General features: G+C 43.6%; 21 protein-coding genes and 1 pseudogene. 12 read left to right on the top strand and 10 right to left on the bottom strand.

The genetic code is table 11. The features are described 5' to 3' along the window. Positions 1 to 3 precede the first annotated feature (3 nt). Complete coding sequence (locus AB6D07_RS15640) at positions 4 to 951, bottom strand: LysR family transcriptional regulator (protein ID WP_017100954.1); 948 nt, start codon at positions 949 to 951, stop codon at positions 4 to 6. A gap of 93 nt (positions 952 to 1,044) precedes the next feature. Further along, positions 1,045 to 1,506 carry an Lrp/AsnC family transcriptional regulator gene (locus AB6D07_RS15635; RefSeq protein WP_017097037.1) on the bottom strand — a complete coding sequence of 154 codons (462 nt, stop codon included), beginning with the start codon at positions 1,504 to 1,506 and terminating at the stop codon, positions 1,045 to 1,047. Between the two features lie 243 nt (positions 1,507 to 1,749). On the opposite strand from AB6D07_RS15635, the gene yjeH reads away from it, so the two are divergent. Beyond that, a complete protein-coding gene (gene yjeH, locus AB6D07_RS15630; protein ID WP_017100955.1) occupies positions 1,750 to 3,015 on the top strand; it encodes an L-methionine/branched-chain amino acid transporter in 1,266 nt (421 codons plus the stop codon). A gap of 46 nt (positions 3,016 to 3,061) precedes the next feature. Here yjeH and AB6D07_RS15625 read toward each other — a convergent pair whose 3' ends face one another. Then, positions 3,062 to 4,519 (bottom strand): PLP-dependent aminotransferase family protein, encoded by a 1,458-nt coding sequence (locus AB6D07_RS15625; RefSeq protein WP_017100956.1) that lies wholly within the window; start codon positions 4,517 to 4,519, stop codon positions 3,062 to 3,064. A 90-nt stretch (positions 4,520 to 4,609) separates the two neighbouring features. Between AB6D07_RS15625 and AB6D07_RS15620 the strand changes: the two are divergent. Together AB6D07_RS15620 and AB6D07_RS15615 are read left to right on the top strand one after the other, a co-directional pair. Beyond that, positions 4,610 to 5,274, top strand: a pseudogene (locus AB6D07_RS15620) (pyridoxamine 5'-phosphate oxidase family protein). Positions 5,275 to 5,357: 83 nt separating this feature from the next. Next, on the top strand, positions 5,358 to 6,260 hold the full coding sequence (locus tag AB6D07_RS15615; protein ID WP_029222886.1) for an urea transporter: 903 nt from the start codon (positions 5,358 to 5,360) through the stop codon (positions 6,258 to 6,260). A gap of 6 nt (positions 6,261 to 6,266) precedes the next feature. Here AB6D07_RS15615 and AB6D07_RS15610 read toward each other — a convergent pair whose 3' ends face one another. Next, the gene (locus tag AB6D07_RS15610; protein ID WP_017102781.1) at positions 6,267 to 7,274 is read right to left on the bottom strand and encodes an AraC family transcriptional regulator; all 1,008 of its coding nucleotides are present in this window, start codon (positions 7,272 to 7,274) and stop codon (positions 6,267 to 6,269) included. A 133-nt stretch (positions 7,275 to 7,407) separates the two neighbouring features. Between AB6D07_RS15610 and AB6D07_RS15605 the strand changes: the two genes are divergently transcribed. The 6 genes from AB6D07_RS15605 to AB6D07_RS15580 all read left to right on the top strand — a co-directional run bounded on the left by AB6D07_RS15605 (position 7,408) and on the right by AB6D07_RS15580 (position 14,253). After that, a complete protein-coding gene (locus AB6D07_RS15605) occupies positions 7,408 to 7,758 on the top strand; it encodes an MFS transporter (RefSeq protein WP_004730017.1) in 351 nt (116 codons plus the stop codon). Then, complete coding sequence (locus tag AB6D07_RS15600; RefSeq protein ID WP_017102780.1) at positions 7,752 to 8,975, top strand: HlyD family secretion protein; 1,224 nt, start codon at positions 7,752 to 7,754, stop codon at positions 8,973 to 8,975. Before AB6D07_RS15605 ends, AB6D07_RS15600 begins: the two co-directional genes overlap by 7 nt. 704 nt (positions 8,976 to 9,679) lie before the next feature. Then, positions 9,680 to 10,918 (top strand): cytosine permease, encoded by a 1,239-nt coding sequence (gene codB / locus AB6D07_RS15595; protein ID WP_032500628.1) that lies wholly within the window; start codon positions 9,680 to 9,682, stop codon positions 10,916 to 10,918. A 9-nt stretch (positions 10,919 to 10,927) separates the two neighbouring features. After that, a complete protein-coding gene (locus AB6D07_RS15590; RefSeq protein WP_017102778.1) occupies positions 10,928 to 12,205 on the top strand; it encodes a cytosine deaminase in 1,278 nt (425 codons plus the stop codon). A 361-nt stretch (positions 12,206 to 12,566) separates the two neighbouring features. Then, entirely contained in the window at positions 12,567 to 12,779 is a 213-nt protein-coding gene (locus tag AB6D07_RS15585; RefSeq protein ID WP_004730009.1) for a cold-shock protein, read from the top strand. Between the two features lie 457 nt (positions 12,780 to 13,236). Continuing rightward, positions 13,237 to 14,253, top strand: coding sequence for a GGDEF domain-containing protein (locus AB6D07_RS15580; RefSeq protein ID WP_029222885.1), 1,017 nt, complete (start codon positions 13,237 to 13,239; stop codon positions 14,251 to 14,253). 261 nt (positions 14,254 to 14,514) lie between these two features. Here AB6D07_RS15580 and AB6D07_RS15575 read toward each other — a convergent pair whose 3' ends face one another. Further along, positions 14,515 to 15,117 carry a malate synthase gene (locus AB6D07_RS15575; protein ID WP_009845698.1) on the bottom strand — a complete coding sequence of 201 codons (603 nt, stop codon included), beginning with the start codon at positions 15,115 to 15,117 and terminating at the stop codon, positions 14,515 to 14,517. A 170-nt stretch (positions 15,118 to 15,287) separates the two neighbouring features. On the opposite strand from AB6D07_RS15575, the gene AB6D07_RS15570 reads away from it, so the two are divergent. Beyond that, the gene (locus AB6D07_RS15570; RefSeq protein ID WP_017097047.1) at positions 15,288 to 16,820 is read left to right on the top strand and encodes a DUF3612 domain-containing protein; all 1,533 of its coding nucleotides are present in this window, start codon (positions 15,288 to 15,290) and stop codon (positions 16,818 to 16,820) included. A 650-nt stretch (positions 16,821 to 17,470) separates the two neighbouring features. Here AB6D07_RS15570 and AB6D07_RS15565 read toward each other — a convergent pair. Together AB6D07_RS15565 and AB6D07_RS15560 are read right to left on the bottom strand one after the other, a co-directional pair. After that, complete coding sequence (locus AB6D07_RS15565) at positions 17,471 to 19,042, bottom strand: DEAD/DEAH box helicase (RefSeq protein WP_012600290.1); 1,572 nt, start codon at positions 19,040 to 19,042, stop codon at positions 17,471 to 17,473. A gap of 164 nt (positions 19,043 to 19,206) precedes the next feature. Continuing rightward, positions 19,207 to 20,562 (bottom strand): diguanylate cyclase, encoded by a 1,356-nt coding sequence (locus AB6D07_RS15560; protein ID WP_017102776.1) that lies wholly within the window; start codon positions 20,560 to 20,562, stop codon positions 19,207 to 19,209. A 273-nt stretch (positions 20,563 to 20,835) separates the two neighbouring features. Here AB6D07_RS15560 and AB6D07_RS15555 point away from each other — a divergent pair, with 273 nt between their 5' ends. Further along, positions 20,836 to 22,050 carry a DUF3541 domain-containing protein gene (locus tag AB6D07_RS15555; RefSeq protein ID WP_017102775.1) on the top strand — a complete coding sequence of 405 codons (1,215 nt, stop codon included), beginning with the start codon at positions 20,836 to 20,838 and terminating at the stop codon, positions 22,048 to 22,050. Positions 22,051 to 22,166: 116 nt separating this feature from the next. Here AB6D07_RS15555 and AB6D07_RS15550 read toward each other — a convergent pair whose 3' ends face one another. The 3 genes from AB6D07_RS15550 to AB6D07_RS15540 form a co-directional block, all read right to left on the bottom strand. Continuing rightward, on the bottom strand, positions 22,167 to 22,778 hold the full coding sequence (locus AB6D07_RS15550) for a trans-aconitate 2-methyltransferase (protein WP_017102774.1): 612 nt from the start codon (positions 22,776 to 22,778) through the stop codon (positions 22,167 to 22,169). A 45-nt stretch (positions 22,779 to 22,823) separates the two neighbouring features. After that, positions 22,824 to 23,093 (bottom strand): hypothetical protein, encoded by a 270-nt coding sequence (locus AB6D07_RS15545; RefSeq protein WP_012600286.1) that lies wholly within the window; start codon positions 23,091 to 23,093, stop codon positions 22,824 to 22,826. A 339-nt stretch (positions 23,094 to 23,432) separates the two neighbouring features. After that, complete coding sequence (locus tag AB6D07_RS15540) at positions 23,433 to 24,641, bottom strand: NupC/NupG family nucleoside CNT transporter (RefSeq protein WP_009845705.1); 1,209 nt, start codon at positions 24,639 to 24,641, stop codon at positions 23,433 to 23,435. Between the two features lie 602 nt (positions 24,642 to 25,243). Between AB6D07_RS15540 and AB6D07_RS15535 the strand changes: the two genes are divergently transcribed. Beyond that, complete coding sequence (locus AB6D07_RS15535; RefSeq protein ID WP_372091601.1) at positions 25,244 to 25,429, top strand: hypothetical protein; 186 nt, start codon at positions 25,244 to 25,246, stop codon at positions 25,427 to 25,429. The last annotated feature ends 38 nt before the right edge of the window (positions 25,430 to 25,467 follow it).

The raw sequence follows: 25,467 nt of genomic DNA, 5'->3' as shown, positions 1-25,467 counted from the left end.
AAATCAAAGATTATCATCACTGGTATGATTAGAAATCATACTTATATTGTAACTCGACTTTTGAATGGCTTTAAACGCTTTCTCTCGAGCCCATTTATGGGCAGAGTCGTTGTCATACTTAGGATGCCACATCAGCCAATAGGTATGCATTTCTGTCTCAAACGGCAGAGAAAAGTAAGCGACATCGAGATGACGACCCAAGTTATAAGCAATATGCTCCGGCACAATCATCAAGTAGTCGTCTTGCATTAACACGTTTCCCGCCGATGAAAAGAACGGTACCTGCAACGCGATTCTGCGTTTATGTCCCTGTTTCTTTAACGCAATATCCGAATAACTGTCTTTGTCTCCCCCACCCGTGACTTTGATATGTGAGTAACTCACGATGTCTTCCGAGCTTATGGCTGATTGCTTAGCCAACGGATGAGAGGCTCTCATCAAACACACGGATTTATCCTCTCCGAGCTTGATACTTGAGACATGATCCGGCTTTTTGGGGAACATACTCGACGCCAAGTGAATACCTGATTCATTGAGCGTTTCAAGGAAGTTAGGCTGCCATAGACGATAAGCCAAGTTGATATGGGGCGCGTCCTTCGACACCTCGGACACAATAATGGGCAAGATATACTGAGCAACATAATCACTCGAAGCCAACACCAATTCACCTTGCCAATCTTGTGGATCAAATGGCTTGTCATCTAAGAGGTGGTCAAACTCGCCCAGCAAGTCATCGAGCTTGCCTTTAAGCAACAAAGCACGGTTGGTTGGAACCAGTTTGTTCCCATCGCGAACCAGAAGAGGATCACCACATAGATCTCTAAGCTGAGCCAGTTGACGGCTCACAGCCGACTGCGTGATGTGCAGACGCTGAGCTGTTCGACTGACATGGCACTCTTCAAGAAGCACATGCAGCGACCGCAGTAAATTTAAATTGATATTACCTAACATCAGCAACCTTAGAGCGAATAAAAATAGAGTGAGTAACAATAAGTTGAGTAAGTACGGACAAATGACGACACGGTGAAGGTAAGCGGTATTAACTCAAGACATATTAAAAGACGAAGTTTGCTTGTTGAAGAATTCAGTTAAGACAGTATGAGTCATAAGATGTCGAAGTTCAGGATAGCCTTGCAGCTGGTCGCGAATTTGGTTCAAACGCTCCATGCTTTCAACTTCAACATAAAGCATCATGTCGGTCTCACCGCTGATAGAGTGACACCACTGCACACCGTTAATGGCGTAGATATTTTTAGCGTAAGACTCACAATTATGGTTACTGCTCGACATGTCAAACTTCAAAGAGATATAAGCGCCAACGTTCTTCGGTAAATCAGGCTCGGTCACCTGTGCACAATATCCTGTAATGATCTTATCGTTTTCCAGCTTCTTGATTCTGGCGTTCACTGCAGAGCGAGACAGGCTGACATCTCTGGCGATATCGCTCACTGAGCATCGAGCGTTAGTTTTTAGAATATCTAAAATTTGGCGATCAAATTTATCCATGCTTCTGATTCTTTCCATTTATTGTTCTATTTATACCGCCTAATTTGACACAACTTTCTTACTTATAACAGCCATTATGACAGCCGACACTTTCACGCTTAATCAAATTAATACCGTTAAATTGACGGTGTCTTAAGACGTTTCGCTAGCTGTATTATTGATGTCGACAATGTATGCTTTCAATCTCAGCCTCACAAGACTGCCCCATAAAACCGATATCAAAGCCAATAGCAAGGACAGCGAATGACGCAACTCAAACAAGAAATCACGCTTATTTCAGGAATTGGACAACTTTCTACGACCTTGCTTGGCACAGGATTGTTTATGATCCCAGCTATCGCGGCAGGCATTGCAGGGCAGTTATCGCTACTAGCATGGTTAATCCTGTTTATCGCTATTTGCCCGATTGCACTAACCTTCGCTGCATTAGGGAAACGCTACCCCAATGCAGGAGGCACGGCCTATTTTGTGCGCCAAGCATTCAGCGAGCGATTAGAAACCAGTGTAGCTTGGTTGTTTGTGAGTGTTATTCCTGTCGGTATTCCAGCGGCGATTGCATTGGCAGGAGGCTTTGCTCAACAACTGTTACCAGCACCACTCGACACACCATTAGGTGCTCAATCCTTTACCATCGCTCTGCTTATTGCCGTCAATTTGATGGGCAGTAAGTCTTCAGGCCGCTTGCAAACCGTGATTGCCTTGTCGATTTTTGCTTTAGTCAGCGCTTTTGTCTGGAAAGCCGACATCACAGCAGCTGACATCGCAGTTCCGACTATGACATCCGATTCAATGTGGTCTATTGGTGCAGCACTGGCGGTTATGTTTTGGTGCTTTGTAGGAATCGAAGCCTTTGCTCACATGGGAGAGGAATTTAAGAATCCACAACGTGACTTCCCCATCGCCATCATTGCCGGGTGTTTCGTCGCAGGCTTGGTGTACTGGGCTTGTTCAGTGGTTATTATCAAGTTAGGCGCTTATGGTTCACCAGAATTTGATGCTGCCTCTATCCCATGGGTGACAGAGCAATTGTTTGGCAATGGCTTTAAAGCCGTTATCAGTGTACTTGGCTTCTTTGCTTGTTTTGCTAGCCTAAACCTTTACACCCAAAGCTTGTCTCGCATGATTTGGGCTCAAGCTCGCCAACACACTCCGACCAGTAAAATGGCGCAGCTCAACAGCCGTGGCGTACCACTTTATCCAACCTTAGCAATTGGCTTTATTGCGCTTATCTCGTGTGTAATCGGCGAGCTGTCTAATTTGGATCTCGAATTCTTTCTTAAACTCGCCAATGGTATTTTTGTTCTAGTTTATCTGCTTGCGATGTTAGCGGCCTGCCAATTACTGACTGGCGCATCGAGATACACAGCCATGATTTCACTGGTCATCTGTACCTTGGTGTTTATCTGCCTAAGTTGGTCGATGCTCTATGCAGTGACTGTTTTTGTGACATTGTCACTCCCTTGGCGCAAATGGTTGGGTAAACCCACCGTCTCTATCGACAAGTTGTAACTCGATTAGTGATGAATCAGAAAATTGTAAACAAGCCCTACCAATATTACTGATAAAAAAGCCGAGCGATCTGTTTGATCTTCGGCTTCATGTCAGCCAGTCGGATATTACCAAACCCCAGCACTGCACCACTCCAATCACGAGCATCACTTGATCCATATTCATAAAAGTCAAAAGGACGAATGATGATATTTTCAAACTCTGCTCTACGGCTCCACTCATGTTCAGATATCCCTTGATACCACTTCACTGTCACATGTAGCCCAGCAGCCTGACTGATCACTTCAAGATCGCCATGAAACTCACTTTTAATTGCTTCTATCATCGCTTCATGCTTGAGTTTGTATGAACGACGCATCTTTCTAATATGGCGCAATAAATCGCCTTCACGTACAAAGTCCGCCAGCGCTTCTTGTGTATGTGAGGCCGTGTCTCCAGTGAGCGCATCTTTAATCTCAAGACACTTCGCCACCAGACTTTCTGGCACCACCAAATAACCTAGTCGCAAGCCATTGAACATCACCTTACTCAGCGATCCGACATAGATGATGCGATCATCGAACCCTAACTTTCCCGCTAACCCTTGCATGCTGGTATAAGGGCGATGAGCAAACTGAAACTCACTGTCGTAATCATCCTCAATGATCCATGACTGATGTTGATTGGCCCAATCGATCAGTTTAAGTCGTTGCTCGGTATTCAAGGTCGTGCCCATTGGGTATTGGTTACTCGGCGTGACATACAGAGCCTTGGCGTTACTGGACAGCACTTTTTCAATATCTAACCCAACCTTTTCACGCACACTCACACCGTCTAGCTCTAGCCTCAACAGATCGATGATTTTATGCACTTGTCGATAGCCGGGCTCTTCCACAAGGATTTTGTCTCCCATAGCTAACGTCGCCATCAAACCAATTGAGATGGCTTGCTGCGCACCTGCGGTGATGATGATTCTATCGGTACTGCAGTGAACCGAGCGACTACTCGCAAGATACCCGCTCAATGCTTCCCTCAAGGCCAAGCTTCCCTGAACCTCTTGATTGCCCGCAATGTTCTGACGTGTAGAGTGACGTTGCAGCAGCCTCTGCCATTTCGCAAAAGGGAACGCATCTAAGTCAGGAACTCCGGGGGCAAAGCTGCGGTTAATGTCGTTAGGTGTCGCTATGTTTGCAGCCGGTTTACTGACTGTTTGTTTAACCTTCGGATCCTGAACACTGTTTGGCTGAGACAAACTTAGAAAGTGCTCTGGTTGTTCAACCGAGACATAAAACCCTGAGCCTTGCTTACTCTCGATATAGCCTTCGGTGACCAGTTGTTCGTACGCATAAATCACCGTATTTCGACTTACCGACAGTTCTACGGCCAACTTACGCGTTGAGGGTAACTTACTGCCCTTACTCCATAAATCTTGAACAATCTTTTCTCTGATCGCATGAAACAAGGCGGTTTGACGCGTGTCATGTTGCTCGTCTAACTGTAGGTCACCGACATCAATAGGCTGCATAACTGGATCCAAATAGTGTTTAAAAGTGGCTCTATTTAATAGACCAGTTAATCGCTACATTAATCAAAAGGCAATGATTAAGGAGCGATTATGTTATCTAGCACGAAAAGAACCACGATTAAAAAAGGGGCTCACAAAGCCGTATTTGAACAAGAGAAACTTCATCAAATCATAGATGAGAGCTTAATCGCACACATTGCATTGCATTGCAAGGCGAACATGGACCAATGGTTATTCCAATGCTCGCGTGGCGAGTGGATGATATGGTCTACATCCATGGTGCTAAAAACAGCCGCTTGTTGAAAGGCTTAAAAAAAGGAGAGCCAACCTGTTTAACGTTCACTTTGTTCGATGGTTGGGTGTTAGCTCGTTCGGCATTTCACCACAGTGCGCATTATCGTTCTGCAGTGGTGTTGGGGTCATTTTCAGTCATCGATGACAACCAAGAAAAAGATCGCTTATTGAACATCTTCATTGAGCAAATCGCGCCGGGAAGAACCGACAAAGTCAGGCTCAGTAATGAGAAAGAGCTCACCGCCACCGAGCTATTGGCGATCCCTTTAACAGAAGCCTCCGTGAAGATAGGTAAACATGGAGTGAATGATGATAAAGCTGATATGGATATCCCGGTATGGGCTGGCGTATTACCTTATCGAACGGTCGTTGGGCCATTAGAAACCGTTCCAGAGCAAGAAGGCATCATTGAAACACCAGATTACCAACAAGCCTATGGTGAGCGCTGGTATCAGAATTGATACGCAAAGATGGTCAACTTAATAAAATTGCATACAATCTGAGCTACAAAAGATTCAACATAGCAAAAGAATGTAGTCAGACGATGAGAACGAATAAGGATATTCTACCATTTGAAGGCTTGCTCAATGGCATTGGGCAAGTCTATTTCACTCCGTCGGTCATGACGTCGTTTCTGCTATTGTTTGCCATTTCTATTGAGTCACTTGCGCTGGCTTTTCTTACCTTGCTTGGCGCCAGTTTCAGCTACGGATTTGCCTTACTGACCAATAAACCGTCTCATGATATTGAGAATGGCATGTATGCGCTAAATGGCGCACTGATTGCTTTGTTCATCGGGAATTTTTTTGAAGTCAATGGGTGGCTGATTATAGTAGTAGCCCTCGGCTCGCTGATAACCGTACCCATCGCCAAGATCGTGTTTAGCTTTAAGAAGTATCACGGTTACACAAGTGCCTTTATCCTCACCTCTTGGCTGATTTATGCTATCCAATCAACCTTGGGGCTATCGGCGTTTTCGGCACCTGACTCCGCACTGAGGCCACTAATCAGTCTTGAGGTAGGCTCGTGGTTCAGCTTACCAACAGCGGTGCTCCCGTTATTGAAAGGGATCAGCCAAGTCAGCTTCATCGAAAATGCGTTGTCGGGGCTCGTTATCTTAATCGCCATCGCACTTAACAACCTAAAGCATGCCATTTGGGTTGTGCTAGCAGTAATAATTAGCACCATTTTTAGTAAGATGATCGGTGCTTCTAACGAATTGGTTGCCCAAGGTCTTTACGGGTACAACGCCATTCTTGCCACTCTAGCACTGGTGCTCTATCCGCGAATCCCTTGGCCGTTAATCCTATTAGGCATGCTGTTGAGCTGTCTCATCACACTTGGTTTTCATGAACGGTCACTGCTACCACTGACCGCGCCTTTTGTCCTTAGCACTTGGATAATCGTTTACCTATCCACTCATTTTAAAAAGCTAGATGAAGACTAATGATGATCAGTATTGACTATCAAAACGCTCAATATACTGCTTAGGCGTCAAACCTCGATGTTTCTTAAACATCCGATTAAAGCTCGCGACGTTGGTATAACCTAACCTCTTCGAGACCTCTTCCACTGGCACTGAATACATCAGTAGCTCTACCGCCACGTTACTTAACGCATACCCCATAATGGTAGAAAAATTGATGCCCGATTTATGCAAACGGCGTTGAAACTGCTGCTCAGAGAGCCCTAATAAACTGGAAACCTTGTGAAGGGTTGGTAAACCAAAGTGGCGACTGTAGTTGATCATCTCATAGGTGACCTTATGTTCATCACCAGCATCTGGCATGTTTAGATAGTTATCCAAGTCATGGAAGTTCATCGCCAAACTCATCTTGCCGACAGAAGGTGATTGGTTGATCGACAACCTCAAGTGGCTAGGTATCCAAATCTCAGTCCGTGGTTGGCCCCACTGAATATTGCACCCAAAGTACTCCTGATAAAGTTGAGTATTTTCACGATAACCAGCGATAGATACGGCTGCAGGGGTAAAATCGTCTCCCAAGTATCGTCTCAATATCTTCATCATAAAGATGGCAACTCGAATCGAGTCATGAACTTTACCAGTCTCAGAATACGCAGGGTTGTCGTAACACCACTTGATGAGTTTACCGACTTGAGCGCCATAGAGAAAAGCACCAGATTGCAAACAGTGCAGGCCAATGTTAACTCGACGAATAGAAGAAGCCAGATCGTGCCCAGAGAAAAACCAGTTCGAGAGAGGACCTAGCCTTTCAATATCCACCCTATCAGCAAGCTTCAAGATAATATCGGAATCGCCTGTTTGTTGTTCAAGCAAGCCATACCATTTGTCCACTTCGCTAACGGGAATAAGGCTCATCGGGTTGTTAAATACCGACTTGGGGATACCTAATTGCTCTACATTCACGAACTTATTGGTCGTTGCGTGTTGGTAAATACCCAGAATTCCCAATGCTCTTAAGAAGTTACAATTGTTCATTAGCTACCATACCTAGAAGTCACTATTACTGATCAAATCATATTGGCATCATTATTAAAGTAATTGGTAAATTTTCAACCTCTAAATCTGATATCAATCACACTCTGTGCTCAATTTAACCTAGGGTTTATCAATGAGTTTAGTGAGTGTCCCATTTGTCGGCACCGGCGCCGATACCGCTCTACACGTTGTAGCAGGCGTTGTATTGATCGCAACTATCGCTGCTGCATGTTACGGGTTCTGGCGTGTGCATGAATTACCAATCAATAAAGCTCACAGCAAAGAGCACCAACAACTCGGTTTGATCACCGCATTAACTTGGATTGGTTTTATCTGGCACTGGGTATGGGTACTCGCCGTCATCTTGGCCTTTGTTGATATGGAAAAAGCCATCATCAATCTGAGAGACACCTGGAAAGCGCCGCCAAAGTCTGATCTACCGCCGGAACAAAATGATAAAAATGAGGAGAACCCAGTATGTTAGAAGGTTTAGCTATTTGGGCGCTGTTCATTTATTTACTGAGACTGGTCGGTATGCCTTGGAATAAAGGCACCAAAGCGTTTGCTTACTTAGGTGGTACATCTTGGTTGATGTTCGTATGGGTTGGATTAATCAACTTTACTCCGATGGACTTATCTGGAGGATCGGTTGTTCAGTCTCCACATATTCAATTACGTCCGGACTCAACAGCGGTCACAGGAAAAACCACAAAGGTTCACATCAGCCCAAACCAAGATGTGGTTGAAGGGCAACTTCTTTATGAAATTGATGACACTAAGTATGTGATTGCGAGAGACAAAGCAGGCGTTCAACTTGAGTCAACAAAAGTCGCTTTAGATACCGCTCGCCAAGAAGTCAGCATTACTAAAATTAGCTATCAGTCGGCGCTAGAAGACATCAAAACATCTATTGCACAGATAGAGTCAGCAAAGACCGATCTAGTGTTGCAATCTAAGACCCTTGACCGTTACCAGAAACAAAACAGTGTCGTAGAACATACGATTACAGAAACTGACATCGACCAACAAACAGCAAAGGTAGACTTAGCGACGTATAACGTTACCACATTGGAATCTCAGCTTAGCAAGAAAGAAGTCGATGCCGAGAATGCGAAATTAAACATCCACAAAGCTGAAACCAATGTAAGCAAGAAGCAGACTGAGGTCGATTCAGCAAAAGCAACATTGGCACAAGCACAATGGGACTTGAACAGTACCAAAGTCACGGCACCGACTGACGGCTTTGTAACGAACTTTATCCTTCGTGAGGGTCAACGCGTTTCAATGATGCCTCGTATCCAGATGTATACCGAAGAGAAGTACGTATTGATGCGAGTCAATCACCAAGCGATTCGCAATGTTAAGGTGGGTCAGCCAGCAGAATTTTCGACCGCGGTATACCCGGGGAAAATATTCTCTGCAACCGTAGAAGGCATTGTTGAAGCGACGGGTGAGGCACAAGCTAGCTTATTAGGTATTGATGAACAGGTTCGCGTTACCACAGGCAGAAACCTCCAAAACAAACACCACTTTGTCCGCTTAAAAATTGACGAAACGGAAGGTTACGATATTCCTGTCGGCTCCGTTGGATTAGCTTGGGTAAGCGGTGAAAAGCCAATTGGCTTTATGGGCTTCCTAGACGTAATACGCGGGATTATCATTCGAATGAAATCTCAGTTGTACTTCTTTTACTCAATCTAACTTAAGTACCAAGTCAATCAATACAAAGCCAGTATGCCCTTAAAGCATGCTGGCTTTTTTTGGGGAAGAACAAAGACGAGTTAGTACTAGCTGTCGGCATAAAATACAAAATAGTTCTTATTACACAGCTTAGACAACTCATCCACATTTGCATAATGCATTTTCGTTTTGCGAAATTACAATTTTAAAACGCAAAAAATTAGCTTAAATACGCACCAAATTGCTATAAAACACCCATTTTACGTCGTTTTAAAAGTTGGCACACTAACTGCAATGTATACATTGACCCTTCTTAAGCCGAGGGTCACCTAGCCAACTGACGTTGTTAGTGAACCTTTGTTGTTCACGATATATATAGGCCAATTGCGAATATTGCGATTGGCCATTTTTTTGCCTGTCATTTAAGAAACATCGCCCGCCCAATATACAGACACCCATTCATAAATATAATAATCAACATTCATAGCCAACTATGAACAACAGATACCTGATGCGTTATAGAAAACGTTTTCTATTTATTTTAATTAAAAAAATACAAAATATAACCTTATGTTTTATATTGTTTTTAGTTCAATAACTGATTCCATACCGCTTTTATTGACAAAATTAGCATTGACTACGTGATTTATATCACCATAATGCGCACGTTTGCCTGCAATACGGCGACCGTTAAATTTAATTTTGATCATTTGCGGAGGTAAAAAATGGCTGCTGATAATAACTACAGTCTTGGGCCGGTTCCTACATCGGCTAGGAAAGGAGTCGCTTCACTCACCATGGTAATGCTTGGACTCACTTTCTTCTCTGCAAGTATGTGGACAGGTGGTTCACTCGGGACAGGTCTTTCATTCAACGATTTCTTCCTCGCCGTTCTCATCGGTAACCTAATCCTCGGTATTTACACTTCTTTTCTTGGCTACATCGGCTCATCTACTGGCCTTTCTACTCACCTCCTTGCTCGTTTCTCTTTCGGTACTAAAGGCTCATGGCTTCCTTCTGCTCTACTTGGCGGTACACAAGTCGGTTGGTTTGGTGTGGGCGTTGCCATGTTTGCGATTCCGGTACAAAAAGCCACGGGCATTGATACCAACACCTTGATTGTTGTATCAGGCTTGTTGATGACAGGTACGGTGTACTTCGGTATTAAAGCACTCATGGTGCTTTCAGCGATTGCGGTTCCTGCGATTGCGATTCTAGGTGGTTACTCAGTATTGACCGCGGTAGACAGTGTTGGCGGGCTAGAACAGCTACAACTGATTGACCCGGAAACACCAATGGACTTCTCCATGGCGTTAGCAATGGTTGTCGGTTCATTCGTGAGTGCAGGTACTTTAACTGCCGATTTCGTTCGCTTTGGTAAAAAGCCAGCGAGCGCAGTGTTAATTACCATGGTCGCGTTCTTCATCGGTAACTCACTGATGTTTATCTTTGGCGCGGCAGGTGCAGCAGCGACGGGGCTCTCTGACATTTCAGATGTGATGATTGCGCAAGGACTACTTCTTCCAGCCATCATCGTTCTAGGCTTGAACATCTGGACAACCAATGAAAATGCACTTTATGCGTCAGGTCTTGGTTTATCTAACATCACAGGTCGCTCAAGTACTACAATGTCTATCATTAACGGTATCGTAGGTACGATTTTCGCGCTTTGGTTGTACAACAACTTCGTCGGCTGGTTAACCTTCCTTTCGCTGGCCATTCCACCCATTGGTGGCGTAATCATCGCCGACTTCTTTGCGAACCGTAAACGTTACAAAGATTTTGCAAAAGCAGAGTTCCAAACCGTTAACTGGGCTGGCATTATCGCAGTAGCAACAGGCGTAGCCGCTGGTCACTTCCTTCCGGGCATCGTTCCTTTAAATGCCGTGTTTGGTGGTGCAATCAGTTACCTCGTGCTTAACCCTCTATTGAATAAAAACGCTCTGAAATCTCAGGCCGCTTAAGGACACACTATGACAACCTTATTAATCAAGAACGCGAAACTTCAAGACCAAGAGGGCTTGAAACAGATTCTGATTGAAAATGGTCAATTTTCTCGCATTCTCGATAATGACGCGCAAATCAATCATCAAGGCGACACCCTTGATGCTGAAGGTGGCATTGCAGTTACTCCTTTCTGTGAACCGCACATCCACCTAGATACTACTCAAACTGCTGGTGAGCCTAACTGGAACATCTCTGGCACTTTGTTTGAAGGTATTGAGCGTTGGGCTGAGCGTAAAGAACTGCTATCAATCGAAGACGTAAAGTCTCGTGCCAAGCAAACACTGAAATGGCAGATAGCTAACGGTGTTCAACACGTTCGTACACACGTTGATGTGTCAGACCCAACACTCGTTGCGTTAAGAGCGATGGTTGAAGTTCGTGAAGAGATGAAAGAGTGGGTCGACATCCAGATCGTTGCATTCCCTCAAGAAGGCATTCTTTCATACCCTAACGGCAAAGAGTTGCTTGAAGAAGCAGTGAAGATCGGCGCTGACGTTATCGGTGCTATCCCTCACTTTGAATTCACTCGTGAATACGGTGTTGAATCTCTGCATTACGTGTTCGATCTTGCACGCAAGTACGACTGCCTGATCGATGTTCACTGTGATGAGATTGACGATGAACAATCTCGCTTTGTTGAAACGCTGGCAGCCCTTGCGCACAAATTCGAAATGGGTGAGAAGGTAACGGCAAGCCATACCACAGCAATGGGGTCTTATAACGGTGCTTACGCATCTCGCTTGTTCCGTCTATTGAAGATGTCTGGTATTAACTTCGTGGCTAACCCGTTAGTGAATATTCACTTACAGGGTCGCTTTGACGACTACCCGAAACGTCGTGGCGTAACGCGTGTTAAAGAAATGCTAGCAGCAAATATCAATGTGTGTTTCGGCCACGATGATGTGTTTGACCCATGGTACCCACTAGGTACAGCGAATATGCTTCAAGTTCTGCACATGGGACTGCACGTAACGCAAGTGATGGGCTACGACCAAATCAACACCTCACTTGATTTGATCAGCAAGAACTCAGCACGCACACTGCATATCCAAGACAACTACGGCATTGAAGAAGGTAAGCCAGGAAGCTTACTAATTCTTCCTGCAGACGATGGCTTTGATGCGGTACGTCGCCAAGTTCCGGTGCAGTACTCGATTCGCCACGGAAAAATAATCGCAGAGACTCAACCAGCTAAGACTAAAATTAATTTAGATAAGACTGAAGATATCAACTTCAAACGATAATATCGTCTATACTAACGAAGAAAAGGAGGCTTAGGCTTCCTTTTTACTTTGTCATGGTGTGTAACTTTATAAACCTATCAGCTGTTGTAGGTAGTTTTTGTTAACGAGCGCAACATGACAAAAAAACTCGCTGATTTATCAATCAATGAGTGTACAACCCGAAAGACTGTGTTAACATGCACTCGCTCTGTTAGCCGGAGTTATTTAAGTTAGATGAATAGTAAAAAATGACATGTAAAATCGTTACCCGTTTTTGTAAGTAGTTTTTCCTTATTTCTTAGCAATATTAAATAATTCAATTATCAGCGCATTGCAGTAATGCAATCAACAATTTAGAAAATTTATGAATAAGGGACAAATTATGTCTAACACAAATACTGGCACTGTAAAATGGTTTAACGAAGAGAAAGGTTTCGGTTTCATTTCTCAAGACAACGGCGGCGCTGACGTATTCGTACACTTCCGTGCTATCGCTTCTGAAGGTTTCAAAACTCTGAAAGAAGGCCAAAAGGTTTCTTTCGAAGTTGAAAACGGTCAAAAAGGCCTACAAGCAGCAAACGTTGTTGCTCAATAATTAGCTTTTAGCTAAAAAGAATTTTAAAGCGCTGATTTTTATCGGCGCTTTTTTATGCCTGAAATAAACTTCCACTGAGTTACTATCGCTTCCACACTCACCCGTATTACCCATTTTTCGGCAGCGTATTTTAACAAACTAGGCATTTTAACAGACCAAATGCTTTAAATTTAACAAGCTCAGTGTTTGAACAAGCTTGGCTAACCCATTATTGACCGCGATTGGTATTACAGCCCCCATCACCAACAGCCGCCCCCACCCAACCGGACCACTCCTCTTTGGTCAAATAACACCCTATTTATTATTCGATATAAATATGCAATCGATTTCCATAATGAAAATGAGTTGTTTACCCAATCCTCATCCATTAATTATATAATTTTTAAAGCAAAGATCGGTAAAATCCGCTAATCTTGGTCGCAGTGGCTTAGTTAGTTTGGTATCTGCAGTAAAAATCATGAAAAAAGACGAATTTCAAAAATCCACCGCAAATCTAAAAAAAGCGGTGCCTCTTATGATGAAGAACCGGGTGTCTACTACACCTGCAAATTACGCACTTTGGTACACCTATGTTGACAATGCTATCCCACAGCTGACTAAAGACATGGATGGTATCTTGGAATACTATGGCATTTGTCCTCCAGCCGTTGGTGAGCAGCTTTACAATAATTATGTTGCTAGCAAGTCTGAAACGAATATCAATGACCTCCGCGCTAATTTAGAGTTGTTGGTCTCGGAAGTTTCGAATTCGATGAATGACACACTGACCGATACCTCTGCTTTTTCTGAGATGATTGATAAAAGCTTCGAGGATTTGGCCCGCGTTGACAATGAAAGTTTATCGATCGATGAAGTCATGTCTTTAGTTCGTCAGTTAGTTTCTGAATCTCGTCATATTCGTCACTCTACTCAATTTTTAAATTCTCAGTTGAATTCTGCAACATCAGAAATCACTAAGCTAAAATCTCAGCTGGTAGAAGTGCAGAAAGATGCACTCTTTGACAGCACAACGACACTCTATAACCGTCGCTCTTTCGACCGTGATATAGAAACCCTGTGTGAAGCGAAACAACCTCTGTGTTTGATTCTTCTCGATATCGATCATTTTAAAAACTTCAACGACACTTATGGCCACCTATTTGGTGACATGGTTCTTAAAGGCATTGCGCGCAAATTAAAACAAATGTGCCGTGAAGGTATTTCTGCTTACCGATTTGGTGGTGAAGAGTTCGCGATAATCGTGCCAAACAAATCATTACGCATTGCACGCCAGCTTGCTGACACCAACCGCCGCTCTCTAGAAAAGCTATCGATTAAAGATCGTCGTAGCGGGCAACAGGTAGGTAGCATCACCGCATCGTTTGGTGTTGCTGAGCTTGAACCCAGTGAATCGGCACAATCACTGATCGAACGCGCTGATAAGCTACTTTACGAAGCGAAGTCACTTGGTCGAAATAGAGTGATGCCGCTGTAGTCTGCAATCATCTAAACAAATTTACAGTTAAACGACGTACTAACTAGGCTCAAGGCTCAGGCTCAGGCTCAGGCTCAGGCTCAAAAATAGACTCGTAATTAACATCGAAAGCAAAAAGCCCCAATCAATAACCAGTAGGTTAATGGTTGGGGCTTTGTCGTTTATGCATAGTCGTCAGTGTTTAATGCTAAATACATTCAGAGTATTTAACACTACACTGGTTCTACATCTTTCATAAATACCAAAGATGTAGCTGTGACATTAAAGGGCGTAGCAATAGTTAAGACAGTAATCCTCACCGCTCTTAGCTCGGAACTCTTTGTCTTCGCTGCATGCTTTTGGTTTACCCTTCTCATCACCTTGAACTAGGCTGATCCAGTGACGTATTGCTGTAGTGATTCCTTGACGCTCAGTATTCGTTTGTACCGCTTCCATTGGCGACTGGCCAAACGTGGTGCACGACTCTAACTGAATATCATCGATATCGACCAATTCAATGCACCCCGTCCCTTTATGACAACCAAACATCACTTCTAAATGGCTTCCACTGCTATCTCGGAACAAGATTGAGTCTGGGTCACACTTCTCACCCATGTAAGCTACAAACTGCTTAGGATGCTTTAGACCGCTGTGTTGGCCATCTTTGAAATAAGCCATGATATGGCGGTAATCAACTACGTAGCTCGTTACATCTTGATGTGAGCCGTTCTCTAATGGGAACAATCTGTCTAGCAGTTGCTTCGCTTTGAGTTGCTTCTCAGTTTGCTGTTTGGCACTGATAGTCTCCACGGCAAAGACAGCTTCAGCGATAAATGGTTTTGTTTGTTTTTGGATTTCTGTTTTATCGAATGTAAGCATATTCATAGTCTTTCCCTCTTGACCAACCCGGTGAACATTCACCGATTTTTATAGCAAAAATGTGTCCTAGAGCAATTATTCCAAACTAACGTTTAACTTATTTGTCATTTTGTGAATTGCTTAGTTTGTAGACTAGCGCTTTTTTGCCTACAATTTCACAACAAAAATTTTACAATGTGAATTTTACAAATATGGCCTTGTCAAAAAGTTTAGTTCGTCAGTCTCATTTCCTAGGTACGAAAATACGTAACCTAAGAAAACGTAACCATTTAACGATGGAAGATCTGTCTGCGCGTTGTATTAGAATCAACCCAGAATACGCACCTTCCGTTTCTTACCTTTCCATGATTGAACGTGGAAAGCGCGTCCCAAGCATCGATATGCTAGAAGTAATCGCGCAGGTCTTTCAGAAGAACCCAACCTGGTTCCTTGACGACGAATCTGAACAACAAGCCATTGCTCCTGATAAAGGGAATCGTGGTGGGATAAGTGGCATGGCACTCGAGCCTAGCTTTCTTTTCTCCAACGACATCCTGCAAATTGCAATTCCAGAGATGCTATCGCAAACGGGGATCTCAGGCCGCCAGTTTGCACACCTCTTGATTCGAGCACACCAAGAAAGCAATCAAAACCACTTCCCTGACCTTGAGCGCGCAGCGGAAGAAGTTGGCTTGAAACGTCTTAACCTCAGCGTAGAAGACCTTATAGACATCGCTAGAAGCCTAGGAATTAACATCCGTTGGGTAACACGCACACCGAAAGACGTTGTTGATGAACTCGGAATTAATGCCAAACAGCTAGTCACTTCGTTCTTTGAACCTCCTAGCACAATCTTCTTAAATGAAATCCTGAAAGAGTACCCCACTCGTCTGAAATACGATTTATCGGTCTATATTGGCCATTGTATTCTGCATAGCAAAGAAGGCTTAAAGAGTGTGTTGTCGGTCGGCAACAACAACACATGGGACGACAACCAGGTTTCAGGCTCTTCGCAACTTAATTCTCAAGATATTCTTCAAGCATGGCGAGACTTTGAATCTAGCTTCTTTGCTGGCGCACTTCTTTGCCCGAAAGTTCCATTTAGACAGTTGCTTGACCGCACTGGTTACGAAATCGACGTTCACAAAAGAGCGGGGGTTTCCCCCTCTGTTGCTATGCGTCGAATGACGGTAGTATCGCCCTACCCTCACTGGCACTACTTTGATGCTTATGGGCCAGGGAAACTCAAGGCGGTGTACCGCGGGAACGGGATTCCACTGCCTTGGGGAAATATGAGAACTGTTGCCGACCCATGTCAACATTGGGCTGTGTTCCGTCGATTGTCAGAACCTCGCGCAGGGAGTTCGGCTCAAATATCTATTTTAAATGTGGGTGATGAACCAAGAATCTACTGCTGTGAATCCATCAATATGACGGACCCTGCAGGTAACAATCGCGTATTGTGTGCAGGCATAGACCTTAACCCTGCAATTGATGCACAAGGCGGTAATTCAAGAGACATTGCAGAGCAACTTAAAGCATCATGCGTTAACAATGGTGGCTCGGTGGTAATCCCGCGTAACATCAAGAAAGATCTCACGACAATAGCCAAGATTCTAAATATAAATTGGATTGAACGTGGGATTGAGACAGAGGCTAGGCTTATCTGCTCCCGAGGTGGAGAATGCCCGCGCCAACCAAGCTGTTACTCAAAGTGTGGTGAGTGTTAGCGCAAGAATGGTATGAGCATGATTAGTAAATTGTCGTGCTCTGCTTGTTTTGCTTGAGCTAACTGCACTTAATAATAAGTGTAGTAATAACAATTAATAAAAAGTAATACCAACAAGTAGAACTCAAAATTCAGGCAAAAAAAAACCAATCACAAAAGGGTGATTGGTCATATATTTTGTGTGAACAATATGGGTTCACTAACAACGTCAGTTGGCTAGGTGACCCTCGGCTTAAGAAGGGTCACTATTACTAATGCACTATACGTGCCAACTTTAAATATACGTATTTACTACGCATCTGAACACGTATTCGCCATAAATGCTTGTTTGTTTTGCAAACTGAAATTGCAAATTGCAAAACCCAACAAATCGCTAGTGATTATGTTGTTATTAATAGATCATTAAAGATTAATTTCTCTTCCTATAAATACCTACTTTTCAATAAATTCGATAGCTTCAACTCTGAAGAAACCTCTTCTTGTTTGCTTAATTACACCCATAAAAAAACGCGAACATTGAAATTCAATATTCGCGCTTGTTCGAGTTCGATAGCAGGAAATCGTCAATGAACGAGAACCCTCTTACGAAGCGATCTCGTTACATAATCTTTGCAAAGCTATCTGCTCAACGTTCTGTCTACCAAAGAGCTACTATTTCTGAGATGCAGGCTTAGAACGGCTTCTAGATGGCGAAGGTTTGTTACCTGTAGGCTTATTACCTGCTGACTTGTTAGACGGTTTGCTCGAACCATTACTTCCACCGAAACCTGACTTTTTAGGTTTACCTGCACCACCTGGCTTGCCAGAACTATTCGTAGAAGGCTTATTACCGCGCTTATAGTTGCTGCCATTATTTCTTAAAGACTTATCATCACCAGCAGCTGCAGAGTTGCTGTCTGAAGCTTTGTTGCCTGAGTTAGGCTTACGCTTTGGAGCAGATCCATTACCTGCTACATGACGCTTGTTCTTACCTGCTGGCTTATGGCCGCGAGCATTCTCACCAGAACGTTGGCCATCCGAGTGTTCGCGTGTCTTTTTCGGTTTCTTAGGCTTAATCGGACGCGAATCCAAGCGAGATTCTGGTAACTTGTTTACGGGTGCAAAACCTTCAAGTTCACGACGCTCCAGTACTTGTTGAATAAGGCGTTCAATACCGAATAGCTCACCCACTTCATCAGCACAAACCAATGAAATTGCTTTACCCACTTCACCAGCACGGCCAGTACGACCAATACGGTGAACGTAATCTTCTGATACGTTTGGAAGGTCGAAGTTAACCACTTGAGGAAGTTGTGGGATATCAATACCACGAGCAGCGATATCGGTCGCTACGAGTACTCGTACCTTACCGGTTTTAAAGTTCTCTAAGGCTTTAGTACGCGCGCCTTGGCTCTTGTTACCATGGATAGGAGCAGAAGTGATGTCTTGCTCTTCAAGGAAACGAGCAAGCTTGTTTGCACCGTGTTTTGTTTTGCTGAACACCAACACTTGTCGCCAATCATTATCTTTGATCAGCTTAGCTAGCATTGGCGCTTTTTTCTTTTTATCTACTGGATAAATACTTTGTTCAACAGTGGGTGCTGTTGAGTTTGCAGGGCTTACCGAGATTTCAACTGGGTTATTTACTAAGCCTTTAGCCAAGCTACGAATATCATCAGAGAACGTTGCAGAGAACAGTAAGTTCTGACGCTTCTTAGGTAGAAAAGCCAAGATCTTACGGATGTCGCGGATGAAACCCATGTCTAACATGCGATCAGCTTCATCTAATACTAGAATCTCTAGCTGATCAAAACGCACTGCATTTTGGTTGTATAGGTCAAGTAGACGACCCGGTGTTGCCACCAACACATCACTGCCTTTACGAAGTTTTTGCATCTGAGGGTTGATTTTCACGCCACCAAACACGACCGTAGAAGTAAGCGGTAAGTTAATACCGTATTTAACTACGCTGCCATTCACTTGCGCAGCAAGTTCACGGGTAGGTGTTAGCACTAATGCACGAACTTGGTTCTGACGTACGCGAGGGCCTTTTGATAACATTTCAAGAATAGGTAGCGTGAAGCCAGCAGTTTTACCTGTACCTGTTTGAGCAGCGGCCATTACATCTTTGCCCGTTAGGACAGCTGGTACGGCTTTCTCTTGGATTGGTGATGGCTTATCGTAACCTTGTGCTTCAATAGCTTTAAGGATCGGTTCAGAAAGGCCAAGGGAGGTAAAACTCATAGATTATTTTCTCAGTTGAATAACATTTAGTATGAGCAACGCGCAGAAAGAAGTCGTTGCTACAGCTTTCGCTCATCAATAGGATTGATAAAGAGCAAAGCGCGGTATTCTGAGGCTTTTCCCCACATTCAGCAACTAAATTCTAATAACAGATCCAATCCAACCTATAAAATTTGTCGTTTCTGTTCGTACATTTTTTCATCAGCCGCTTTGAGTAGTGCATCGACACCACTGTAGTTATTGTTGTGAATTACCCAACCAACGCTAATTCGAAGATAAATCGAGTGCGTATCATAAACAACAGGTGTGCTACATATCGCTCTTCGAAGTTTAGCTACAATCGAAGAGACATGTTGATCATCAATGATGCGTGGTAACAAAACTAAGAACTCATCACCACCGATTCTCGCAACGATATCTGAACCACGTAACTCACTCTTAATGCGATTAGCACACTCAATAAGCACCTGATCGCCAGCCGCATGCCCAAAAGTATCATTGATCGCTTTAAAGCCATCAAGATCGATATTTACCACAGCAAAGGTTCTTGCTCTCTGCTTTTGGGTGACTTTGAACGCCTGCTTTAGGCTGTACATAAAGTATCGACGATTAGGTAGCATGGTGAGTTCATCATGCATAGAGCGACTATCTGCAATTCGGTACAGGCGATAAATAGTAAAGAAGGCAAACGCCAGCACTAACATTATGGTGTAACCCACCAACCTTACTGCTTGAATTCGATACCACTGCACATCCATCAACACATGCTCATTACCAGAGAGAGCAAGGTACCAACCACCGTATGGAAAGCTCACCTGTTCAGTCACAAAAGCATTATCAAATACGTCCTGAGAGCCATAAAAGACCGCGCCATCTTTACCCGAACTGTTTACACCGCGAATCGCGAGTTTATACTTGTTTTCGAGTATCCCAATTCCGACATCTTCAAACAGCTCATCTAAACTAATAACGGCACTGGATACACCCCAATAGTCTTCGTTAAAAGGCGGGTCTCGAAAGATCGGAGTTCGCGTAATGATAGCTTGGCCACCTTGAAACAGCTCAAAAGGACCAGCAATAAAGGTGTTGCCAAGATTACGGGCTATCTCAACAGACTCCCATTGGTCTGGATAATCACGATAATTAATACCGAGAATCTGCTCATTGCCTTCCATAGGGTAAACAAAGTTTAGAATGTCGTCTTTGGCTAGCCCAATAAGACGAATATGGAAACCATCTTTAATAATACTTTCAGCAATCTTGTCCCAATTTTTCACCTCACCATCAGGGTTTATGGTCACTAAGGTCGAAAAATTATTGAGGATATACATATCTGACACGATCGCGGCTTCGATTCGAGAACGAATGATCGATAGCTGCTTTTTTGCCTCAGAGTAGGATTCATCTTTCAGGTAGGATAACTCTTTAGAGTGAAAAAACTCGATAGCACTCATTACCACTAAAAAAAACAGTAAAGATAATAATTTGGCAGGCCATTGCTTGCTAGAACCACTTGGCATTCAGACCCCCTAAACCTTTTTGTTCTTAAATTTGCTCATATCAGACTAACTCTTTAAGTATGCCGTTAAGCTATTTAAATACATACACTTAGCCTAGTGCTCATTTCATTATTGAGTCATTCATCACTTAAAGTCCATTAGACACATTGATTACTGAACCAAATATCGGATCAATCTTATTAAAGATTACAATGTATTGACCAAAACCTTACATTGAAAGATTCATGAGTGTTATTTTATATTCACAATTAATCAGCTTGGTACCTTACGAACATGAAGCTAAAAACGCTGACTCTGTGCACATTGTTATCAATCTCAGTTGCGGTTGCGGTTGCGGTTCACGCACAAGCTACTTCAGATACGCTAACGGCTTTTGACACACAACAGACTGTTACTATACAAGAGCCTGTTAACATACAAGCAACAAGCGTACCAAGTATTCAATTACAAGCTGGTGTTCTCGACTCTCAAGAGCAATCTTTTAAACAATCCGCCGATCTGATTCGCACAACCTACGAAAGCCAACTTTACACTCTGCCTGCATTCAAAGAGGGTCACTATGGTTTGCGTATGTATCGACAAACATTAGACGACAAATATTCTGCCGCGGTATGGAGTGACATGGCACGTGTCGCAAGTAAGCTCAGCCGCTTGTCGAATGATGTTCACACCATGGAACAAATCGTACTGTACTCAGAAAAGCGTGTTGCTTCCTATGTTGGCGATAGCGATGAACGCAGTGTTCGACGCTACAACATCACCAAGCACATGCCAGAATATCTATATCTTGGTGTTGACCTTCTCGGCTCTATGGCGCGCGCCAATGAGTACGGTTTAGAACACAAGAACGATGTCAAACTGCGCGAGATTATTCGTCGTTATGACTTTTCACGATACGTGACCAATGAAGATATGGTGAAAGCGTGGGCAGCCCAACTCGCTAATCAAGTTTACTGGCTACGCCAATTGGGTGAACAAGATGTCGTTGATGAATTTGTCGATACCTTCAAAAAAGCCTACCCAGACGATAACGACAAGAAGCTTTCAAGCCAGCAATACGGCAATAAGATCTATGGTATGACACATGTGATCTTTGGAGATTCTGAGTATTACCAGCACCAAGTAAGCGAGCAAGAACACCAATGGGTCTACGATTACTTCAGAGAAAACATCGATACGATCCTGCTACGAGCTAAAGAGGATGTGATTGCTGAGGTTGGGTTGACTTTCTTACTAGCCGGTCTAGAGAATGACCCGGTTGTAGAGAAAACTAGGCTTGCAATCCAGGCATCTATCGATAAGACAAAAGGCATGATCCCTTCGGTCACCGGTGATTTTGATCTCAAGTATGGAGAGCACCGCAACGTACTCGCTATCATGCTACTCGATTGGCAGCAAGTGAACGAAGCACCGACTTATGAAGGTAACCCAAAAGTCTTTACTAACATCCCTTACGGACTAGTTGAAAATCAACCGCTGAAACACTAGAAGTAATACTTAAGTTGATTTTGGATCCAAAAAAAAGCCGCAAACCTCTCAAGGTCTGCGGCTTTTTAACTCTTATCAAACAATCACTTCACTCAAGCTTAGTCTTATGTTTAAGTTCAGGGGCAGATTTTGTTCATCACTATCGTGAAATCCCCTTCTGCGTATCCTTCTATCAAGGAGACATCGTCACAGAGTATTTTACAAAATCGATATACGCCTTGAGGGTGATAACTCATCAAGGTATTGCGTGAAGGATATTGGCTTGAATTGAGCAGATTAAAAATCACCGTCTGATTCGCTAGTCCAAACATGCGAGTAATCATGTTAGTCAGATAATCCGAGTCGCGAGAGATGTAATTCAATGAGCCACTGGCGATAACTACATCGTGTACCTCAAGGCTCATTTGGCTCATATCACCCGACAAAAACCGACAACGATCTTCTGTATAGCTCTGCTTCGCCTTCTTTAAAAAGCCTGCGTGTTGGTCAACGCCGGTGTAAGATTGAATGCGATAGATGCTATCGAGCAGCTCAAACAGCTCGCCATAGCCACAACCTAAATCTAAAATACTCTTCTTTTCGAAGTCAGCCGAACGAGCAATCACTTCAAAGCGACATAATTGGCTCTCTTCGCTGGTCCACCCTAAAGCTTTAGCCTTGTCGCCATTCGAGCGGTTAGCCTGTTTGCGATGATAGCGATACACTTTCCAACGATCGAGCCAGTGCATTCAAACAAATCTCACTTCAATGAACATAAGTACGCCTCAATAAACTTAGACGTCAGAATTTGAAGAAAAGAGCCCACCGATTTTATAACCGACCGCATAACAAACCACGGCGACAGTCACAAACACCAAAGCTGAAAAGACATAAGCCACCGATGCTGCGACGCCAGTGCCCCATACTACGCTAAACACCAAACCGAGATACGCTTCTTGCGGCCACTGATAGATAGGAAACTGAGTACCACCAGCAATAAGATAAACCATCGCAAACAAGCCAATGAAGGTAGCAATAAGACCGATGAGAACGCGCATGTTCATAGAGAAACCCTTGATAAATTTGAGCTTGGTTGCCGTATTCTTAGTCGGAACGGAATATTCTTATTCGGAACCGAGTGTTCTTAATAGAAACCGGATTTTCTTAATTGAAGCCGAATGCTATTAATCGCAACCTAATGATATTCAAGTATATCGGATAAAACAGGCTTGCTCTATTACTCTTCCGAGTGAGCCTTATACACCGCATAGCAATAAAAGTGGTGGTTCAAAATCTGAATCAACTTAACGAGCAGGCACAAAAAAGCGGACACCCTTCTCACGTTAAATCCGCAAGAAAGGTGCCCGCTTCAACTGAATTTAGGCGCTTGAACTGAATCTCGCTTAAAGCAGGATGAAGATACCCGCTAAACACGCACTCATTAGGTTTGCAAGCGTACCAGCAGCGACTGCTTTCAAGCCTAAGTTTGCCACTTCAGCACGACGCTCTGGTGCCATAACACCGATTGAACCTAGCTGAATTGCGATAGAGCCAATGTTAGCAAAACCACATAGAGCAAACGTCACGATGACTTGGCTGTGTTCAGATAGCAGCGCTTTGTTCTCAACGAAATCGATGAAAGCAACAAACTCGTTCATTACGATCTTCTGACCAATGTAAGAACCCGCCATCAATACTTCATCACTCGGGATACCGATCAGCCATGCTAGTGGTGAGAACAGGTAACCAAAGATAGCTTGCAGCGTAATACCGGCAAAACCGAACGTCTCACCTAAGCTTTCTAGGCCAGTGTTCACCATCGCAATTACACTCACGAATGCAATCAACATAGTACCGACAGCCACCGCGACTTTCATACCGTTCATCGCGCCGCTTGCCAGTGCATCGATCACGTTGCTTTGGTCAGCTTTATCGAGTTCGATATGGTCGTAGTCACTTGGTGTGCTGCGCTCAGGAACGATAATCTTCGCCATTAACAGACTACCCGGAGCTGCCATGAAACTTGCTGCGATAAGGTATTTAAGTTCAACACCTAAACCAGCATAACCACCAAGCACACTGCCCGCTACGGACGCCATACCACCTGCCATTACAGCAAACAGTTCCGAACGAGTCATAGACTTTAAAAACGGACGAATAAGAAGAGGAGACTCACCCTGAGAAAGGAAGATATTACCTGTTGCTACCAAGGATTCAGCTTTACTGGTGCCCAGCAGTTTTTGCACAGCTCCACCCAAGATTTGAATCACTTTTTGCATGATGCCGAGGTAGTAAAGTGCAGAAATCAGAGCACTGAAGAAGATAATGATTGGAAGTACGCGTATCGCGAAAATGAAACCTTCAGTTGCAAGGTCGCCGAAAAGGAATGCGATACCAGCGTCTGCAAAACCAAGCAGGCTAGAAACGCCATTACTTAGGCTCGTTAGCGCCAATTGTCCCCATGGGAAATATAACACCAAAGCCGCGAAGCCGATTTGAAGTAATAGTGCACGAGAGACTGTTTTCCAGTTAATCGAAGAACGACTTTCAGATAGCAGGTACGCACAAGCAATCAGTGCAAGAACACCGACAAAACCAAATAGAATATTCATAATATGTCCTAGTAATCCTTAAAGAGTGAACATGAGCCAAACGAATGACATCAAAGGAATAGGACAAAGAACCGCAAGCAAAACGCTACGCGATGAAGGAACTAACAGGGTTAGCGAATGTAACAACGAGTTGTTCATGTAAAAATCACCTTATACAAGCAGTGGAACGTAGCTGGTCCGGTCCGTGGGGTCATTCACATATCCATGTGACGGCTTGTATTGGCTAAGCACCGGCTTAAAACCGGAAAAGAAGTATAAACAGTTAAGTGAGACTTTCATCACATTTTTCAACGCAAACGATCGCGCGGTCAAGGATTAAACAAAACGCAGTGTTTATCGTCATTTTCGTTCTTCAAAAACTGTAAACAATCTGTATAAGGTTGAATTTGGAATGTTAAGTCCTTAAGCGTATGAGCGTAACCTCTCGGTTAATTCTGTGTGATTATTACCACTTTTCTGTGTTCTCCCTCATTTACTATGACTTCAAGATTCATCTTAAGTTTAGATGCGTATATACTTTGCATTATCTCACCCATTCATTATCTATAAAACGAGAAGAGCTGATTAGATATAACAGCCATTGAGACTAAGAGAGGAAACACGTGAAGAAAATGGAAGCTCCACACGACATGAACAATGGAGCTAGATTCAAAACAAATAGACACGGCTATGTGACAGTAGTTGAGTATTATAATACCTATACCGTTATTGTCGCGTTTGAAAACACCGGAAATATCCGCGCTATCAGTGCGGCGAAATTACGTACAGGTCAGGGCTTTGTTGCGTAATTAAATTTAAAGATAGAACAACCCCGTTTCGCGTATTT

Origin of the sequence: Vibrio sp. 10N.239.312.C11, assembly GCF_041466065.1 — a bacterium.
GTDB classification, from domain to species: Bacteria; Pseudomonadota; Gammaproteobacteria; order Enterobacterales; family Vibrionaceae; genus Vibrio; species Vibrio tasmaniensis_A.
Note: the sequence above shows the minus strand (reverse complement) of the source record. Positions and strands in the feature narration are given on the sequence as shown.

Coding starts and splice junctions, on each gene's coding strand:
- AB6D07_RS15640 (WP_017100954.1), bottom strand. CDS start 951: ATGTTAGGTAATATCAATTTAAATTTACTGCGGTCGCTGCATGTGCTT.
- AB6D07_RS15635 (WP_017097037.1), bottom strand. CDS start 1,506: ATGGATAAATTTGATCGCCAAATTTTAGATATTCTAAAAACTAACGCT.
- yjeH (WP_017100955.1), top strand. CDS start 1,750: ATGACGCAACTCAAACAAGAAATCACGCTTATTTCAGGAATTGGACAA.
- AB6D07_RS15625 (WP_017100956.1), bottom strand. CDS start 4,519: ATGCAGCCTATTGATGTCGGTGACCTACAGTTAGACGAGCAACATGAC.
- AB6D07_RS15615 (WP_029222886.1), top strand. CDS start 5,358: ATGAGAACGAATAAGGATATTCTACCATTTGAAGGCTTGCTCAATGGC.
- AB6D07_RS15610 (WP_017102781.1), bottom strand. CDS start 7,274: ATGAACAATTGTAACTTCTTAAGAGCATTGGGAATTCTGGGTATTTAC.
- AB6D07_RS15605 (WP_004730017.1), top strand. CDS start 7,408: ATGAGTTTAGTGAGTGTCCCATTTGTCGGCACCGGCGCCGATACCGCT.
- AB6D07_RS15600 (WP_017102780.1), top strand. CDS start 7,752: ATGTTAGAAGGTTTAGCTATTTGGGCGCTGTTCATTTATTTACTGAGA.
- codB (WP_032500628.1), top strand. CDS start 9,680: ATGGCTGCTGATAATAACTACAGTCTTGGGCCGGTTCCTACATCGGCT.
- AB6D07_RS15590 (WP_017102778.1), top strand. CDS start 10,928: ATGACAACCTTATTAATCAAGAACGCGAAACTTCAAGACCAAGAGGGC.
- AB6D07_RS15585 (WP_004730009.1), top strand. CDS start 12,567: ATGTCTAACACAAATACTGGCACTGTAAAATGGTTTAACGAAGAGAAA.
- AB6D07_RS15580 (WP_029222885.1), top strand. CDS start 13,237: ATGAAAAAAGACGAATTTCAAAAATCCACCGCAAATCTAAAAAAAGCG.
- AB6D07_RS15575 (WP_009845698.1), bottom strand. CDS start 15,117: ATGAATATGCTTACATTCGATAAAACAGAAATCCAAAAACAAACAAAA.
- AB6D07_RS15565 (WP_012600290.1), bottom strand. CDS start 19,042: ATGAGTTTTACCTCCCTTGGCCTTTCTGAACCGATCCTTAAAGCTATT.
- AB6D07_RS15560 (WP_017102776.1), bottom strand. CDS start 20,562: ATGCCAAGTGGTTCTAGCAAGCAATGGCCTGCCAAATTATTATCTTTA.
- AB6D07_RS15555 (WP_017102775.1), top strand. CDS start 20,836: ATGAAGCTAAAAACGCTGACTCTGTGCACATTGTTATCAATCTCAGTT.
- AB6D07_RS15550 (WP_017102774.1), bottom strand. CDS start 22,778: ATGCACTGGCTCGATCGTTGGAAAGTGTATCGCTATCATCGCAAACAG.
- AB6D07_RS15545 (WP_012600286.1), bottom strand. CDS start 23,093: ATGAACATGCGCGTTCTCATCGGTCTTATTGCTACCTTCATTGGCTTG.
- AB6D07_RS15540 (WP_009845705.1), bottom strand. CDS start 24,641: ATGAATATTCTATTTGGTTTTGTCGGTGTTCTTGCACTGATTGCTTGT.